The organism is Burkholderia sp. ABCPW 14 (genome assembly GCF_001523835.1).
Classification (GTDB): Bacteria; Pseudomonadota; Gammaproteobacteria; order Burkholderiales; family Burkholderiaceae; genus Burkholderia; species Burkholderia mayonis.
The window spans coordinates 1-17,845 of sequence record NZ_LOVS01000123.1 but is presented as its reverse complement, the minus strand read 5'-3'; the positions used below and the strand labels follow the sequence as shown (position 1 = coordinate 17,845).

13 protein-coding genes, 1 other RNA gene and 1 pseudogene are annotated in these 17,845 nt (G+C 64.6%); 5 read left to right on the top strand and 10 right to left on the bottom strand.

The genetic code is table 11. The annotated features are described in order from the left end of the window. Positions 1-22 precede the first annotated feature (22 nt). From cmK to gyrA, 7 genes and pseudogenes are all read right to left on the bottom strand, one after another. Positions 23-709: a cytidylate kinase CmK gene (cmK, locus tag WS62_RS19275; protein ID WP_066574038.1), complete on the bottom strand. Its 687-nt coding sequence runs from the start codon at positions 707-709 to the stop codon at positions 23-25. Positions 710-725: 16 nt separating this feature from the next. Further along, positions 726-2,030, bottom strand: a complete 1,305-nt coding sequence (aroA, locus tag WS62_RS38845; RefSeq protein WP_066574080.1) for a 3-phosphoshikimate 1-carboxyvinyltransferase — start codon at positions 2,028-2,030, stop codon at positions 726-728. A 105-nt stretch (positions 2,031-2,135) separates the two neighbouring features. Further along, positions 2,136-3,062: pseudogene (locus WS62_RS38840) on the bottom strand (prephenate dehydrogenase/arogenate dehydrogenase family protein); the annotation flags it as partial. Positions 3,063-3,206: 144 nt separating this feature from the next. Next, the gene (gene pheA / locus WS62_RS19260; RefSeq protein ID WP_066574034.1) at positions 3,207-4,289 is read right to left on the bottom strand and encodes a prephenate dehydratase; all 1,083 of its coding nucleotides are present in this window, start codon (positions 4,287-4,289) and stop codon (positions 3,207-3,209) included. 32 nt (positions 4,290-4,321) lie between these two features. Next, complete coding sequence (serC, locus tag WS62_RS19255; protein ID WP_066574032.1) at positions 4,322-5,404, bottom strand: 3-phosphoserine/phosphohydroxythreonine transaminase; 1,083 nt, start codon at positions 5,402-5,404, stop codon at positions 4,322-4,324. Positions 5,405-5,574: 170 nt separating this feature from the next. Then, a complete protein-coding gene (locus WS62_RS19250; protein ID WP_066574077.1) occupies positions 5,575-6,171 on the bottom strand; it encodes a DUF2059 domain-containing protein in 597 nt (198 codons plus the stop codon). Positions 6,172-6,271: 100 nt separating this feature from the next. Beyond that, positions 6,272-8,872 carry a DNA gyrase subunit A gene (gyrA, locus tag WS62_RS19245; protein ID WP_066493423.1) on the bottom strand — a complete coding sequence of 867 codons (2,601 nt, stop codon included), beginning with the start codon at positions 8,870-8,872 and terminating at the stop codon, positions 6,272-6,274. 520 nt (positions 8,873-9,392) lie between these two features. Between gyrA and ompA the strand changes: the two genes are divergently transcribed. The 5 genes from ompA to WS62_RS19220 all read left to right on the top strand — a co-directional run bounded on the left by ompA (position 9,393) and on the right by WS62_RS19220 (position 13,498). Next, positions 9,393-10,067 (top strand): outer membrane protein OmpA, encoded by a 675-nt coding sequence (gene ompA / locus WS62_RS19240; protein ID WP_059470245.1) that lies wholly within the window; start codon positions 9,393-9,395, stop codon positions 10,065-10,067. A 168-nt stretch (positions 10,068-10,235) separates the two neighbouring features. Then, on the top strand, positions 10,236-10,934 hold the full coding sequence (gene ubiG / locus WS62_RS19235; RefSeq protein ID WP_066493492.1) for a bifunctional 2-polyprenyl-6-hydroxyphenol methylase/3-demethylubiquinol 3-O-methyltransferase UbiG: 699 nt from the start codon (positions 10,236-10,238) through the stop codon (positions 10,932-10,934). Between the two features lie 25 nt (positions 10,935-10,959). After that, positions 10,960-11,685 carry a phosphoglycolate phosphatase gene (gene gph, locus WS62_RS19230; protein WP_066574027.1) on the top strand — a complete coding sequence of 242 codons (726 nt, stop codon included), beginning with the start codon at positions 10,960-10,962 and terminating at the stop codon, positions 11,683-11,685. A gap of 6 nt (positions 11,686-11,691) precedes the next feature. Next, positions 11,692-12,061, top strand: a transfer-messenger RNA (tmRNA) gene (ssrA, locus tag WS62_RS19225). Positions 12,062-12,259: 198 nt separating this feature from the next. Next, entirely contained in the window at positions 12,260-13,498 is a 1,239-nt protein-coding gene (locus tag WS62_RS19220) for a tyrosine-type recombinase/integrase (protein WP_066574025.1), read from the top strand. An 858-nt stretch (positions 13,499-14,356) separates the two neighbouring features. Here the strand turns inward: WS62_RS19220 and WS62_RS19215 are convergent. From WS62_RS19215 to WS62_RS19210, 3 genes are all read right to left on the bottom strand, one after another. Continuing rightward, complete coding sequence (locus WS62_RS19215; protein WP_066574022.1) at positions 14,357-17,206, bottom strand: DUF927 domain-containing protein; 2,850 nt, start codon at positions 17,204-17,206, stop codon at positions 14,357-14,359. A 111-nt stretch (positions 17,207-17,317) separates the two neighbouring features. Beyond that, the gene (locus tag WS62_RS34215) at positions 17,318-17,566 is read right to left on the bottom strand and encodes a hypothetical protein (RefSeq protein ID WP_231748346.1); all 249 of its coding nucleotides are present in this window, start codon (positions 17,564-17,566) and stop codon (positions 17,318-17,320) included. A 92-nt stretch (positions 17,567-17,658) separates the two neighbouring features. Beyond that, positions 17,659-17,845: transposase (locus WS62_RS19210; RefSeq protein ID WP_331460081.1), on the bottom strand; the 187-nt coding region annotated here is incomplete at its 5' end.

Here is a 17,845-nt window from a genome sequence, read left to right as displayed (position 1 = left end):
CTACTACGCTTTTGCCCCTCTTTCAAGCGGGCTGGCCGAACTCCCGGAACCACGCGAGGACCTGTTCGACCGATTGTTCGATCGTGAGGGCCGACGTGTCGAGGGGCTTGGCGTCTGCTGCGGGCTTGAGCGGCGCGGCTGCGCGATTGCTGTCGCGCGCGTCGCGTTCGCGCAAATCCCGGAGCAAGTTATCAATATTAGCAGAAAAACCTTTTTGCATCAATTGCTTATGGCGGCGCGCGGCGCGCGCCTCGACGCTCGCCGTCAGGAACACCTTCAGCACTGCGTCCGGGAAGATCACGGTCCCCATGTCGCGGCCGTCCGCGACGAGCCCCGGCGTCTTGCGGAACGCGCGTTGCCGCGCGACGAGCGCCGCGCGCACGCTCGCATGGACGGCGATCGCCGACGCCCGGTTGCCGACCGCTTCCACACGGATCTCGTCGGACACGTCGACGCCGTCGAGCTGCGCGCAGCCCTCGCGGAACGTGATGTGGAGGCCGTCGACGAGCTTGGCGAGCGCGTCGGCGTCGTCGGGCTCAACCTGGTAGCGGATGCTCGCGAGCGCTGCGAGCCGGTACAGCGCGCCGCTGTCGAGCAGGTGAAAACCGAGGTGCGCGGCGACAAGCGCCGCGACCGTGCCCTTTCCGGATGCGGTTGGGCCGTCGATCGTGATAACTGGGGTCGGGTGAAAAGGTCGAGTCGATTTCATCGGATCAATACGGGCGTCAAGCCTTCGCGAGCGCCAGGAAACGGTCGAAATAGTCGGGAAACGTCTTGCCGACGCACTGCGGATCGTTGATGCGCACGGGCACGCCGCCCAGGCTCACGAGCGAAAAGCACATCGCCATCCGGTGGTCGTCGTAGGTATCGATCGACGCGTTCGGCACGAGTTGCGCGGGCGGCGTCACGACGAGATAGTCGGCGCCCTCCTCGACCGTCGCGCCAACCTTGCGCAGCTCGGTCGCCATCGCGGCGATCCGGTCGGTCTCCTTCACGCGCCAGCTGCCGATGTTGCGCAGCGTGCTCGAGCCATCGGCGAACAGCGCGGCGACCGCGATCGTCATCGCGGCGTCCGGAATCAGGTTGAAGTCCATGTCGATCGGCGCGAGCCTGCCGTGATCGTGTCCGATGCCGCGCACCTCGATCCAGTCGTCGCCCATCGTCACGTTCGCGCCCATCTGCATCAGCGCGTTCGCGAAGCCGACGTCGCCCTGGATGCTCGCGCGGCCGACGCCCTCGACGCGCAGCGGCCCGCCGCCCAGCGCGCCCGCCGCGAGGAAGTACGACGCCGACGAGGCGTCGCCCTCGACCATGATCGCGCCGGGCGACCGGTACCGCACGCCTGCCGGCACCGTGAAGCGCTGCCAGCCGTCGCGCTCGACCGTCACGCCGAAGCGCGCCATCAGCTTGATCGTGATCTCGATGTAAGGCTTCGAGATCAGTTCGCCGTCGACCTCGACGACGCTCGCGCCGTCCTTCGCCTTCACGAGCGGCAGCGTCATCAGGAGCGCCGTCAGGAACTGGCTCGACACGTCGCCGCGCACGCGGATCGGCGCGTCGACCGAAATCGCCGCGGGCCGGATCCGGAGCGGCGGGAAGCCTTCGTTGCCTTCGTAGTCGATCTGCGCGCCGATCTGGCGCAGCCCGTCGACGAGATCGCCGATCGGACGCTCGTGCATCCGCGGCACGCCGTGGATCCGGTAGTCGCCGCCGTTGACCGCGAGCGCCGCCGTCAGCGGCCGCACCGCGGTGCCCGCGTTGCCGAGGAAGAGATCCGCCGATTTCGCGGTGAACGCGCCGCGCGTGCCGACGACGACGCAGGTATCGCCGTCGCGCGACAGCTTCACGCCGAGCTTGGCCAACGCGTCGAGCATCACGCGCGTGTCGTCGGAATCGAGCAGGTTCGTGACGGTCGTCTCGCCTTCCGCAAGCGCCGCAAGCAGCAGCACGCGGTTCGAGATGCTCTTCGAGCCGGGCAGACGCACCGTGCCTTGCGCATGAGAGAACGGGCCGAGATCGAGATGTTCCATGTGAGATCCTGTTCCAGGGGGGGCTGAATGGACGGCGGGCGCGGCCTTCGCGCCGCGCTCGCGCCACGCCGAGCGCGCGGCGCGCGAGCGCGCGAACACGGCTTCGAGCGCGGCGCCGTCGCCCGCGTCGACCGCCGCGCGCAGCCGCTCGAGCACGCGGGTGTATGCGTCGAGCTCATCGAGGAGCGCCGCGCGGTTCGCGAGGCAGACGTCGCGCCACATTTCCGGGCTCGACGCGGCGATGCGCGTGAAATCGCGGAACCCGCCCGCCGCATACGAGAATTTCAGCTCGGCGTCGGATTCGCCAAGAATCTGCTCGACGAGCGCGAACGACAGCACGTGCGGCAGATGGCTCACCGCCGCGAACACGCGGTCGTGCTGCTCGGCGCTCATCGCGCGCACGTCGGCGCGCGCCGCGCGCCACATCGATTCGATGCGGGCGACCGCATCGGGTGCGTTCTCCGGCAATGCGCACAGCACGACGTTGCGGCCGACGTACAGATCGGCAAGCGCCGCATCGACGCCGCTCGATTCGCGTCCGGCGATCGGGTGGCCCGGCACGAACTGGCCGATCCGCGCGCCGAGCGCCGCGCGCGCAGCCGCGACGACGTCCGACTTCGTGCTGCCCGCGTCGGTGACGATCGTCGATGCGTCGAGAAACGGCGCGATCCGCGCAAGAAGCGGCCCCGTCTGCGCGACGGGCGCGGCGAGCAGCACGATGTCGGCGCCCGCGAGCGCGTCGCGCAACTGCGTGTCGTCGTCGAGCGCCGCCGCGCGGTCGATTACGCGCAGCGCGAGCGCACGCTCGATCGACGCGGTCGAACGGCCGACGCCGACCACCTCGCGCGCGCCGCCCGACGCACCCGCGCGCAATGCGAGCGCGAGCGAGCCGCCGATCAGCCCGACGCCGAAAATCACCAGTTTGTTGAAAGAAAAGCCTGACACGACGAGAGCCAAGTAACGCGCGCCCGAGCCCGGGCCGGGCGCGCGAGGGTCAATATCGAACGGCCGCCTGCCCGAGGCGCCGCGCATCCGCTTGCGCGATGGGCCGTGCGTCGTCTACCTGCGGCAAGCCGCTCCAGCCGCGAGCCCTGCCGCCACGCGCCGCCATCCGCTGCCGCGCGCCGCTACGGGCGACGCGGCCGCGCATGCCGGCGCGGCGCAACGCGATGCGCGTCACCGCGCGCGCGGATACGAACCGAGAACCTTCAGGAATGCCGCCTTCTTGCCGAGCTCCGCGAGCGCGGCCTTGACTGCGTCGTCGTCGCGATGCCCTTCGACGTCGATGTAGAAGTAATACTCCCACGTGCCGACCCGGGCGGGACGCGACTCGAAGCGCGTCATCGATACGCCGTGCCGCGCGAGCGGCTCGAGCAGCTTGAACACCGCGCCCGGCTCGTTCTTCACCGACACGATGAGCGACGTCTGGTCATGCCCGCCCGGCCCTGCCGGTTCTTTGCCGATGACGGCGAAGCGCGTGCGGTTGTGCGGATCGTCCTGGATCAGCGCATATGCGATCTGCAGCCCGTAGTGCGTCGCCGCACGGTCGCCCGCGATCGCGGCGACCGTCGCGTCGTCGGCTGCGAGCCGCGCGGCCTCCGCGTTGCTCGCGACCGCCTGCCGCTCGAGATGCGGCGCATTCGCCGCGAGCCACTGCTGGCACTGCGCAAGCGCCTGCGCATGCGCGCATACGCGCTTCACGCCGTCGAGCTTGCCCGTCTGCGTGAGCAGGTTGTGATGAATCGGCAACGACAGCTCGCCGCCGATCAGAAGCTGCGTATGCAGCAGCAGATCGAGCGTGCGCGACACCGCGCCTTCCGACGAGTTTTCGACCGGCACGACCCCGAACGCCGCGGAGCCCGCCTCGACCGAGCGGAACACCTCGTCGATCGACGGGCACGGCAGCCCCTCGATCGACTGGCCGAAGTAGTCGAACATCGCCTGTTCGCTGTAGGTGCCGACAGGCCCCAGGAACGCAACGTGAATCGTCTGCTCGAGCGAGCGGCTCGCCGCCATGATCTCGCGCCAGATCGCGCTGATGTGCTCGCTCGCGAGCGGCCCGGCGCTCATGTCCTGCAAGCGCGCGATCACCTGCTGCTCGCGCTCCGGCCGGAACACGGGCGCGTTGAAGTGTTTCTTGACCTCGCCGACCTCGAGCGCGACTGCCGCGCGCTGGTTCAGAAGCGAGATCAACTGCGCGTCGATCGCGTCGATACGCTCGCGCAGTGGCTTCAGGCGGGTATTGAGTTCGTCGTCCATGAATTAACAAGCGTGCTGAAGAGCGGCGCGCGTCACGCGCATTGCCGCTCGAAATCCTTCATGTACTCGACGAGCGTCTGCACGCCCGCGAGCGGCACCGCGTTGTAGATCGACGCCCGCATGCCGCCGACGGACTTGTGGCCCTTCAGCTGCAGCAGCCCGCGCTCTTTTGCGCCGGCAAGGAAGTCTTCGTTGCGCGATTCGTCCGCGAGAAAGAACGGCACGTTCATCCGCGAACGCGCCGACTTCTCAACCTTATTCAAATAGAAGCTGCTCGCGTCGATCGCGTCGTACAGCAGCTTCGATTTTTCGATGTTGCGCTGCTCGATCACGGCCAGGCCGCCTTGCGCCTTCAGCCACTTGAACACGAGCCCCGCGACGTAGATCGCATAGGTGGGCGGCGTGTTGTAGAGCGAGTTGTTGAGCGCGACGGTCTTCCATTCGAACGCCGACGGGCAAATAGACAACGCGCGATCGAGCAGGTCCTCGCGGACGATCACGAGCGTCACGCCGGCCATCCCGATGTTCTTCTGCGCGCCGCCGAAGATCGCACCGTACCTCGCGATCTCGAGCGGACGCGACAGGATGTGCGACGACACGTCGGCGACGAGCGGCACGTTGCCGAGATCGGGAATGTCGAAGGTTTCGACGCCGTCGATCGTCTCGTTCGTGCACAGGTGCACGTACGCCGGATCGCCGGACATCCGCCATTCGGAGAATGCCGGCACGCGCGTGTAGCCCTGCTCGGTCTTGCCCGCTGCGGCGAGATGCGGCGTGCAGTATTTCTTCGCCTCGTTGAACGACTTCTGCGACCAGGAGCCCGTGACGACGAAATCGGCCGTCGTGCGCGAGCCGAGCAGGTTCATCGGCACGATCGCGTTCTCGGCGATCCCCCCGCCCTGCAGGAACAGGATCCGGTAGTTCACGGGCACGTCGAGCAGCTCGCGCAGATCGGCGAGCGCCGCCTCGTGGATCGACATGAATTCCTTGCCGCGATGGCTCATTTCCATCACGCTCATGCCGCTGCCGTTCCAGTCGAGCATTTCGGCGGCCGCCTGGCGCAGCACTTCCTCGGGCATCGCCGCGGGACCGGCGGAGAAATTAAAGACGCGCATCGTGAAAACCTCGGAAGGGACGCAGCCGCTTCGAACCGGCGCGAAAGCCGTGCGGGAAAAGGAAATGGCCGCTTGCGCTCTCGCGCAAACGGCCATTATCGCACTGTCCCGACGAACCCGCCAAACCCGGGCGGCGAACGCCCCGGCCGGCGGGCCCCGGCGGGCGCGGCTTACTTGCCCGGCTTGACGCCCGCGACTTCCTTGTCGGCCTGGTCGCGCGTCGCCTTGATCGCCTGCGGCATGTACTTCTGCATCAGGCCGTTCACGACGTCGCGGCCGACCTGATCCTGCACCTGGATGAACTTGCGGCCCGTCGGGCTCTTGTAGAACGTCGTCAGATCCTTGATCTCCGACGTGCTGTAGTACTTCGCGTACGCGTCGTACTGAGCCTGCATCGCGTCGCTCGAGAACTGCTGCGTGCCGAACACCTTGCCCGCGTTGTCGACGAGCTTCGGCACCGCGTTCTTTTGCAGCGCCGGCACGGCAGCTTGCTTCTGCTTGTCGTTCAGCGTCTTGTTCTCCGACAGCGCGTCCGACAGGATCGCCGGCACGAGCTGCTTCGATTGCATTTCGGCGCTATTCGCGATTGCCGACACGAGCTTCGGCGCGTCGATCGCGTCGAGCAGATCCTTGATGGCTGCCTTCTTGTCGGCGTCGATCGGAGCAGCGGCCGCCGGAGCCGAAGTCTGGTTCGACAGCGACTGAGCCATCGCGAACGCCGGAACCATCGCTGCCAGCAGGACCAGTTGCTTGAATCGTTTTTGCATCATCACTCCCTCATGGAAATATGCACAGTTTATACGCCGCACCCGTCACGCCGCATTTTTGCGTGCGAGCCGGGCGGCGGCTCGACGGTCACAACCTGGCTCAGGCGTCGCCGCCCTCCGACGCGTCATCGTCGGGATCAGCGTCCGCCTCGGCGATCTGCTGCAGACCCGAAAGCTTGGTGCCTTCATCGAGACTGATGAGTGTAACACCTTGCGTCGCCCGTCCCATCTCGCGGATCTCCGACACGCGCGTGCGGATCAGCACGCCCGCCGTCGTGATCAGCATGATCTGATCCTCGGCGTCGACGAGCGTCGCGGCGACCACGCGGCCGTTGCGCTCGGACGTCTGGATCGCGATCATCCCCTTCGTGCCGCGGCCGTGGCGCGTGTACTCGGTGATCGGCGTGCGCTTGCCGAAACCGTTCTCGGTGGCGGTCAGCACCGATTGCTCCTCGCTGCCCGCGACGAGCATCGCGATCACCTGCTGCCCTTCGTCGAGCTGCATCCCGCGCACGCCGCGCGCCTCGCGGCCCATCGGACGCACGTCGTTCTCGTCGAATCGGACCGCCTTGCCGGCATCGGAGAACAGCATCACGTCGTGCGCGCCGTCGGTGATCGCCGCGCCGATCAGGTAGTCGCCCTCGTCGAGGCCGACCGCAATGATGCCCTTCTTCATCGGCCGGCTGAACGCTTCGAGCGGCGTCTTCTTGACGGTGCCCAACGCCGTCGTCATGAACACGTACTTGTCGGCCGAGAATTCCCGCACGGGCAGCACGACGTTGATCTTCTCGCCGTCCTGCAGCGGGAACATGTTGACGATCGGACGGCCGCGCGAGTTGCGCGAACCCTGCGGCACCTCGTAGACCTTGACCCAGTACACGCGACCGCGGTTCGAGAAACACAGGATGTAGTCGTGCGTGTTCGCGATGAAGAGCGTCTCGATCCAGTCGTCCTCCTTCATCTGCGTCGCCTGCTTGCCGCGGCCGCCGCGCTTCTGCGCGCGATACTCGGACAGCGGCTGCGACTTCACGTAGCCCGCGTGCGACATCGTGACCACCATGTCCTGCGGCGTGATCAGGTCTTCCGTGTTCAGCTCGGTCGCGTTCAGCTCGATCTTCGAGCGGCGCGCGTCGCCGAACTCGGCCTTCACGGCGTTCAGTTCCTCGCTGATCATCACGGTGATCCGCTCCGGCCGCGCGAGGATGTCGAGCAGATCGGCGATCTGCGCCATCACGTCGCGATATTCGCCGATGATCTTGTCCTGCTCGAGGCCCGTCAGGCGCTGCAGACGCATCTGGAGGATTTCCTGCGCCTGCGTGTCGGACAGCCTGTACAGACCGTCGCCCTGCATGCCGAACACCGGGCTCAGACCTTCCGGGCGGTATGCTTCGCGCCCGCCCGCCGCCGCGTTCTCGGTCTCGGCGCGCGCCAGCATCTCGCGCACGAGCGACGAATCCCACGACTTCGCCATCAGCTCCTGCTTCGCGATCGGCGGCGTCGGCGCGGCCTTGATGATCGCAATGAAGTCGTCGATGTTCGCGAGCGCGACGGCCAAGCCTTCGAGCACGTGGCCGCGTTCGCGCGCCTTGCGCAACTCGTAGACCGTGCGCCGCGTCAGCACTTCGCGCCGATGCGACAGGAAACACTGCAGGATCTCCTTCAGATTGAGGAGCTTCGGCTGGTTGTCGACGAGCGCGACCATGTTCATGCCGAACGTGTCCTGCAGCTGGGTCGCCTTGTACAGGTTGTTCAGCACGACCTCGGGCACCTCGCCGCGCTTGAGTTCGATCACGACGCGCATGCCGCTCTTGTCGGACTCGTCGCGGATGTCCGAGATGCCTTCGAGCTTCTTCTCGTTGACGAGCTCCGCGATCCGCTCGAGCAGCGAGCGCTTGTTGACCTGGTACGGCAGCTCGTCGACGATGATCGCCATCCGCTGGCCGCGGTCGATCTCTTCGAAGTGCGTCGTCGCGCGCATCACGACACGGCCGCGACCGGTGCGATAGCCGTCGCGCACGCCCGCGACGCCATAGATGATGCCGGCCGTCGGGAAATCGGGCGCGGGAATGATCTCGATCAGCTCGTCGACGCTCGCCTGCGAATTGTTCAGCAGGTACAGGCACGCGTCGACGACCTCGTTCAGGTTGTGCGGCGGAATGTTGGTCGCCATGCCGACCGCGATCCCCGACGAACCGTTGATGAGGAGGTTCGGAATCCGCGACGGCAGGATGAGCGGCTGCATTTCGCTGCCGTCGTAGTTCGGGCCGAAGTCGACGGTTTCCTTGTCGATATCCGCGAGCAGTTCGTGGCCGATCTTGGCCATCCGGATTTCGGTGTAGCGCATCGCGGCGGCATTGTCGCCGTCGACGGAGCCGAAGTTGCCCTGACCGTCGACGAGCATGTAGCGCAGCGAGAAGTCCTGGGCCATCCGGACGATCGTGTCGTAGACCGCCGTGTCGCCGTGCGGGTGGTACTTACCGATCACGTCGCCGACGATGCGCGCGGACTTCTTGTACGGCCGGTTCCAGTCGTTGTTCAGTTCGTGCATTGCGAACAGCACGCGCCGGTGCACGGGCTTCAAGCCATCGCGGACATCCGGAAGGGCACGTCCGACGATCACGCTCATGGCGTAATCGAGATACGACTTGCGCATTTCCTCCTCGAGGGAGGTGGGCAGGGTCTCTTTGGCGAATTGATCCATGTATCCGTATCTTTTCGGAGCGAAGACGGGGCCGCCTTTCGCGTGGGCGCCGCTCGCGCGACGCAACGTGCGATTCTAACATGCGGCCCAACCCGCCCCAACGCGGCCCCTCTATATAAGAATGGCAAAACCCGCGCGACCGCTTCGCCGTCCACCTCGCATCACTCGAACATTGCGCACACAAAAAAACACGAAACAAGTTAACGAATGGGTTTGCAGCCCAAAAATCTGCGATTTCCCGCCAACGGACTTGACAATTTCCGAAACATGCGGCAAGCGGTGTTGCACTCGCACCACAATCGATAGACCGATCTTAGGGTGGGGAGGATTTTTTTTCGTGGGAAGGGAACGATATGGCAAAATGCCAACGCACTGAAAGTTAGACGCTGCTCGAAGTCTACACAGAGCGGTGCCGCGTTTTTTGTGCCGCACCAATGTTATACTTCGAGCAATGTATGACTTGTCATCGTCAACAGGCTCGCAGTAAACCTGCGGTAATCTCAATTTCGAGAGGAGAAATATGAATAAACTTTCAAAGCTCGCGTTCATTGCAGCTACCGCAGTTATGGCTGCATCCGCTTCGGCACAGTCGGTGCCGGCGTCGCGACAAGCCGTGAATGACAACTGGGTGAATGGCACGGGCGAATGGGTGTGGATGAACGGCACGAACGAGCTCTGCTGGCGCGATGCGTTCTGGACGCCGGCCACCGCCAACGCGAAGTGCGATGGCGCACTGGTCGCCCAGGCACCGGCACCGGCCCCGGTCGCACCGGCTGCTCCGGCCATCACGAGCCAGAAGATTACGTACCAAGCCGATACGCTGTTCGACTTCGACAAGGCCATCCTGAAGCCGGCCGGCAAGCAGAAGCTTGACGAACTGGCCGCGAAGATCCAGGGCATGAACGTCGAAGTGGTCGTGGCCACGGGCTACACCGACCGCATCGGTTCGGACAAGTACAACGACCGTCTGTCGCTGCGCCGTGCGCAAGCCGTCAAGTCGTACCTGGTCAGCAAGGGCGTCCCGGCGAACAAGGTCTACACGGAAGGCAAGGGCAAGCGCAATCCGGTCACGGGCAACACCTGCAAGCAGAAGAACCGCAAGCAACTCATCGCCTGCCTCGCACCGGACCGCCGCGTGGAAGTCGAAGTGGTCGGTACGCAAGAAGTGCAGAAGACGACCGTTCCGGCGCAGTAAGCCGCGAATCGATCGCATCTGCTTCCCAAGCCCCGCTTCGGCGGGGCTTTTTCATTGACGCGGTCCGCCCATCGCGCGAGCGCGTTCCTGGCGACCTCGCCCGCCCGCTTATATACTCGTGGCTTGACGGGCGCGCCGCCGCCCTCCTACCCGCATCCGCTTGCCGACATGACGAACGCCGATCCGCACGAACTCCAGAAATTCAGCGACCTCGCTCACAAATGGTGGGATCCGAACGCCGAATTCAAGCCTTTGCACGACCTCAATCCGGTGCGCCTGAACTGGATCGACGCGCACGCGCATCTGCCCGGCAAGCGCGTCGTCGACATCGGCTGCGGCGGCGGCATCCTGTCGGAATCGATGGCGTCGCTCGGCGCGCAGGTCAAGGGCATCGACCTCGCGACGGAAGCGCTCGGCGTCGCCGATCTGCACAGCCTCGAGAGCGGCGTCACCGTCGACTACGAGGCGATCGCGGCCGAAGCGCTCGCCGCGCGCGAGCCGAGCGCATATGACGTCGTAACGTGCATGGAGATGCTCGAGCATGTGCCGTCGCCCGCGAATGTCGTCGCCGCGTGCTCGACGCTCGTGAAGCCGGGCGGCTGGGTGTTCTTCTCGACGCTGAACCGCAACCTGAAGTCGTACCTGCTCGCCGTGATCGGCGCCGAGTACATCGCGCAGATGCTGCCGAAGGGCACGCACGACTACGCGCGCTTCATCCGTCCGTCCGAGCTCGCCCGCTTCGTGCGCGCGACCGATCTGCAGATCGTCGAGATCAAGGGCATCACCTATCATCCGCTCGCGAAGCGCTTCACGCTGTCGAACGACACCGATGTCAACTACCTCGTCGCGTGCCGCCGCAGCGCCTGACCCGCCTCCCGCTCCAATCGCGCCCATGAGCTTTTCTTCGCCCTCCTTCGCCGCCCCGCTGTCCGACGCGTTGCGTCTCGACGCGTGCGAGGCCGTGCTGTTCGATCTCGACGGCACGCTCGCCGACACCGCCCCCGACCTCGCGGCCGCGGTCAACAAGATGCAGCGCACGCGCGGCGCCGCCGAAACGCCGCTCGACGCGCTGCGCCCGCTCGCGTCGGCGGGCGCCCGCGGCCTGATCGGCGGCGCCTTCGGCATCGCGCCGGCGGACGCGGAATACGATGCGCTGCGCGACGAATTCCTCGCGAACTACGCGGCCGACCTCTGCGTGCACACGACGCTCTTCCCGGGAATCGGCGCGCTTCTCGACGACCTCGACGCGCGCGGCGTGCGCTGGGGCATCGTGACCAACAAGGCCGCGCGGTTCACCGATCCGCTCGTCGCGCTGCTCGGCCTGGCAGGACGCGCCGCGTGCGTCGTCAGCGGCGACACGGCATCGCATTCGAAGCCCCATCCAGCGCCGCTCCTGTATGCGGCAGAGCGGCTGTCGCTCACGCCCGCGCGGATCGCCTACGTCGGCGACGACCTGCGCGACATCCAGGCGGGCAGCGCAGCCGGCATGCCGACGGTGGCGGCCGCATACGGCTATTGCGGCGACGGCGCCGCACCCGTCGACTGGCAGGCGCATCATCTCGTGGAGACGACCGACGAGCTACTGCGACTGTTGCGCGTGTTGCGCTATAATGTCTAATCCGCTGGGGGCGACCTGGTTTCGACAGGGGTTGTGAAGCGGCTAGGGCATGTCGAGGACCCGTCACCTCGTTAATCAATGGGAAAAACGTAACTGCAAACGACGATACGTTCGCACTGGCAGCCTAAGGGCCGCCGTCCTCTGCCTAGTTCACTGACGGGCTAGTGTCGCAAGACCGGTAGCAATACCGACAGAGGTCATATACGTCAGTTAAGCCTTGCCGGCGTCACGACGGCCGGGTCGAAAACTTAGTGAATCGCCGTAACGGAGCGTGTTCGTCCGCGACGTTACGGTTAAATCAAATGACAGAACTAAACATGTAGAACTGGTCGTGGACCGCTTCTGGACGCGGGTTCGATTCCCGCCGCCTCCACCATTTTCCTGCCTAGCGTTACCCATCTTTACCCAGAAAACCCCGCCCAGCTTGGCTTTGCGGGGTTTTTTATTGCAAACTACGCCCAACATTGTCCGGTAGAAACAACCCCAAACCGGGGGTTTTTCTGGGGGCTCTCCAGCCCTCCATCAATCGACAACCCCCAAACCCCATTCATCCTCAGCCAGCAAAGGAACGCGCATGGCACTGACTGATATGGCGATCCGCCGCGCCAAGCCCATGGAAAAACAGCAGAAGCTATTCGACAGCGGCGGACTGTTCCTGCTTGTCACCCCAGCAGGGGGAAAGCGATGGGTCTTGAAATATCGATTCGGCGGCAGAGAGAAGAGCTTGGCGTTTGGCACCTATCCGGAAGTTTCTCTGGTAGAAGCGCGCAAAAAGCGGGATGCCGCACGCGAAAAACTGGCGGCGAACATTGATCCAGGCGAAGCCAAGAAAGCCGAGAAGCGCACCCAGCGCCTCAACGCAGAAAACTCGTTCGAAGCCATCGCGCGCGAGTGGCACGCGAAATACGCGCCCACATGGTCGGACAGTCACGGAGACCGCATCTTGCGCCGCCTAGAGGTGGACGCCTTCCCGTGGATCGGCGGCAAGCCAATGGCGAACCTGACACCGCCTGACGTACTCGACATCCTGCGCCGGGTCGAGAAACGCGGAGCGCTTGAAACCGCCCATCGCCTGCGCGGCAATGTCGGTCAGGTCTGTCGGTACGCCGTGGCCACCGGCCGGGCTGAGCGCGATGTAACATCCGACCTTCGCGGCGCGTTACCGCCCCCCGAAACAGAGCACTTCGCTGCCGTCACTGCGCCGAAGGAGCTCGGCGAGCTGCTGCGCGCTATCGACAGCTATCGTGGCACCTTCCCCGTTCTTTGCGCACTCAGGCTCGCCCCACTAGTTTTTCAACGCCCCGGCGAGCTGCGCGCCGCCGAGTGGGAGGAATTCGACCTAGACGCCGCCACGTGGGAAATTCCAAGCGCCCGCATGAAGCGCCGGAAGAAAGACAAGGCGTCTGGCGGCGCGCACATCGTGCCGCTCGCCTCTCAAGCGATCAGCGTCCTGCGTGAGCTACACCTACTCACTGGAAACGGCCGCTACCTGTTTTCTGGCGCGCGCTCGAAAACCCGCCCCATGTCCGATAACACGGTCAATGCCGCGTTACGCCGACTCGGATATGACAGCAGCACCATGACGGGGCATGGTTTCCGCGCGACCGCCCGCACAATCATGGCGGAGCAACTTGGCATCCCGAAAGAGATTATCGAAGCCCAGCTTGCACACGCCGTGAAAGACCCTCTTGGGCGCGCCTATGACCGCACTGTGTACCTCGCGCAGCGCGGAGAGATGATGCAGAAGTGGGCAAACTACCTCGATCGACTCAAAGCGGGCGCGACCATCGTTCCAATTGCAGCCGCGCGATAGTACGACATCGACGCACTCACCACTTCATGCTCTCGCGCCCGCTTGCCCGCGATGGCGGCGTGCGCGAGGCGCTTTTTCGCGCCGCTGAAGGCCGTGGGCGGCATGGACATTGCCGAGCTTGGCCGACCGCACCGGCAGGCGGGCAGCGCTCCGCCCTTCCCTCGCCTACACGGTTATGCCCCCCTTCCGTGCGTTTCTCGCTGACAAAACGGACACGGCCTAGCGATAGGACGATCAATTGATTTGGCCCTTTATTATTATGTGGCCCCCCCCTATGTCCGCCGTCAGTAGAGAAAGAACGCGGGTGCGACACCCCGCATCATGCCGATAGACGTGGGGTCCCCCGCATCCTGCCCGCCCGGACCTTTGCAGAAATGGAGACAATCACGAAATGTCCGCTGGTTCGTACGCCTCTTTAGATATGCCGCCTTTCACCGAGCATTTCACCCGCGCTGCCTTGTCAGCATTGAATTTGGCATTGTTGCGCCACCTTTCCGCGCGCCTCCCCCATTGCTCATTTTCTTGGGAACATTGGGAACAACGTCTTTAAATAGCCTGAAAGCCAATACCAGTAAGGGTTTCGCCGTTCCCATCCAAACTGGGAACAAGGCGAGGTGCGTTTTGGGAACAGACCGACGAAATCCTTACTGGATAAGGGATTCAGCGGTTTCCATGGCGAAAGCGGGAGTTTGGGAACAGGGTCGGCACATTGTTTCAAATATTGTATTAATCTGCGCCGAGCCGAATGCTCGCCAACTCTGTTCTGGAACCTCGCGCCAAAGTCACTTTGAGTGCCGCAGGTTCGCAATTGCCGCGCAAAAGAACGCCCGCGCCGACACCTCGGCACGGGCGCGGCGACTAGCCGATATCGAGTGCGAAGATGGATGACTGGATGCGGTACGCGCGCATCGGGCCGTGCGCACCGACACGGACCTTGGAGTCCGCCCGGCCGTTGCTCTCCGGCCTCAATACGCCCATGTCAGCAAGCACGCGGGCAACGGCACGGTGATCAAAGCCGCGACAGACCTCATTGCGAAACGGCTCCGTCAGCACAAGAAATTCGGTGGCGCTGCGCTCGGCGTCGGCAGCCGTCATCTTCTCACCGTACTCCGCCATGTATTCCCGATCCGTATTCACGGCACGATCTGCCGACAGCGACCGTTTGAACCCCGCCCGATGCATCGTCTTGCCCGCATGGTCATCATCGACACGCTGCACCCAAGTAAAGCGCGCGTCGCCGTGCGCCTCCAGAAAGCCGCGAACCTGCCGAATCATCGCTGTTGCTTCAGCGTTACCCACGCCGCCACGCTCCCGCACCCACGCCTTGAAACAGGCGCGCGCTGCTTGGATCGCATGCCCCTCGCCCCATCCCGTGCAACCCGCCTCGCTCGCAATCTCGCCGGCGACGCCGACGAGCGCGAACCGCTGCGCAACGCGCGACACCTGCCCGTCCGACCCTTGCGGCACCCAATCAGCCACCAGCGCCGCGATCATGCCGCTTACCGTATCGCGCATTCGGTCGGCGTTCTCGGCCGCGTGCCGGATAAACTCCATCGCGGCTACGCCGTAATACTGACCGGAGGCGCGGGCAACATGGTCCGCCAGATCCTTCGGGGTCTCGAAGCCGTGCAACTCTTCGAAGATGCCGTAGCCGCGCCCCGCGTCCGCTGGAATCGTCGCAAGACGCACATCCTGCCCGGCGTTCGCCGTCTTGCTGGCCTCGCCCATGATCGACGCGAGCGTCTTTTCCCCGCTCGACAGAAACAGCAGCCGCCACACCAAAACCGGCTTGGCCGTCGCGTTGCGGGTCGCCCGCCCCTTACCGGCCTCGTTGCCGATCATGTAGACAATATCGCCCACCTCTTTCGGCTCGACCTGCCCGATTTCATCGAGAATCAGCAGACCGTCGCTATGCTGCGCGGCTGTCGATTCCATTGCGTTCGACGTGGCACGCCAACTCCGCATATAGTCGCGCCCGCCGAACACCGATGCGGCGGCGCGCAATGCCGTTGTCTTGCCGACCGTGCTGTTACCCATCAGGTGAAAACCGCCCGACGCCTGCCCGGAAAACCGCAGCAACGTTCCAGCGAAGGCGCTCGACACGCAAAACATCAGGCGGCTATTGCCGACGCAGAGCGCGGCCAACTCGCGCCGCCAGTCATCCAGCGTTCCGCTTTGCTTGAAGTGACTCTCGATACTGCCGTCCGTCTGAAAAATCGTCAGGTCATCGCCCGCGCCGATGGTCCGATCCGGCAAGACGAAGGCGTTGCCATGCCAACCGATTCGGCTCGTACAGCGTGCGCGTAGATCGCTGCGCGCTGTCTGAATGTAGCTCGTGAGCCGCTGTTTCGCGGACGATGACGGATCGATGTTCAGACCCATATCCAGCAGGGTCGCACGATATTCCGCGCCGTCGCCCGCCAGCATACGGCGGGGCATCGCCCACCGCTTCGGGTTGCCGTCGCGGTCCGCGAACTGGAGCAACACGCCCCATTCCGTATTCGCCTCGTTACGTGTCTCGGCCGCAACCTCCAGCGGGTCACAGATCCATTGCGGCGGCAGGTCGTTTCCGTCGCGGTCGTAGCCCTCATACCAGACGCCCCGGCCATCGACGCGAAACCGTGCCCGCCCGTCGCCCGTCTGCGTGGTTTTCGGGCGCTTGGCGGGCTTCGGCGCGGACGTGGCAGCCTTGCCATTGTCAGCGACCGACGAGCCGCCCACGGCAAGCGCAGCACGCACCGCAGCAGCCACGGCGTCCGGGCCACGGTGCGCGGACAAGTCGTTGAAGTCTGTGCTGGATGCGGGACGAGCCGCCCCGAAGTCGGGGACGACAACCGCGCCACCTACCGCGCTGGCCGTCGCACGCGCCTTCGTCACGCCCGGATTGCCCTTCGTCGTGTGATCGTCGTCGGCGCACACGACGATGCGTGCATCCGGATAGCGGCCGTGCAGCGCGGTCGCGACGGCCATCAAGTTCCCTGCGTCGAACGCGACGGCGACCGGATGGCTCGTCGCGGCCGCGAGCGTCGCGCACGTCGCATACCCCTCGCCAATCAGCAGCGTGGACGACACCGCGCCGCCGATCATCGAGAGGCAACCCGACTTGCGACCGTTCGGCAGATAGCGTTTCTGCCCGTCTTCCAGAATGAATTCCAGGGTCCACAGCTTGCCGTCCGCATCACGCGCCGGGATGATCAAAGCACCGTCACACGCTGCCGTGCCGATGCGCAGATTGCCGCGATAGATGCGCAGATCACCGGCCGGAATGCGCTTGCGAACGAGATAGGGATGATCGGCCAGCGCGGGCTTGGCCTCCGACCAGATCGACTCTGCAAGCGCTGCCGCCTCTTGCTGTTTCTCCGCGAGCGCGGTCAGCTCGGCCGCCTCACGGACGGCGCGTTCGGCCAACTGCCGTTCGCGCTCCGCTGGATTGATCGGCTTTGCACGATGCGCGCGCGGATCGAAGCCGCCTCGCTTCGCAAGGTGATAGAGCGTATTGATCGTGATCTTGCCGCCCTTGAATGACTTCCACACGTCGCGGGCGTCTTTTGCGTTGTAGCTTTGCGCGCCTTGGCTCCATTCGCTCCAGAGGGAGAAGCCCTCTTCGCCAAATTCGGCCTTGACCGCCATCCCGACCTGACGCCACGTATCGCGGTCGTCAGGCGGGACATAACCGAGCGCGACTCTCGCCCGCTCGAATTCGGACATATGTGTGTTACTCATAATTTCCCGTTTCGGCGCGCGGCATCGATGGACACCCGATTAGCACTACGAATCGCGTCTCAAGGTACAGAATCGAATGCCGCGCCATCGATCAGGTCAGCCCGTTACCGGCAGACCCGCGCCATGACGCTCCAATTTCCCCATCAACGTCGCCAAACCGTCACTGAGAATCCCCGCGAATTCGCGTTCGATACCGTCGCCCGCAATCGTGCAACGTCCATCGCCGCGAATGAACGCAGCAACGTATGCAACCGGGGCGTCGTCGGGATCGCACACCGTCGTTAGCAGCGTGTGTCGAACGAGATTGCGGCGTTTCTCAATGTTCTCTGCACCGTAATCAGCCATCGACAAAACCCGTGCTCCGCCGACATGCGGCGGCGAGCTGCGCACGGTCCTGTTGCGAAATGCCGCTATTGAGAATTACGTAAATCATGACATCACCAAAGCTCGGCTTGCTTCCAGCAAGCAGCGATGATCGATTTGCGCTTCTGGCCGCGCTTGAGCTTGCATCGAGCGGTGTGCTTCAACTCGGTCAGGTTGTTGGGACAGAAGTTGGCCAAGGCGTGCCGCTTGAGCCAAGCCCAGAGGTATTCGACTGGATTCAGATCGGGCGCGTAACCGGGC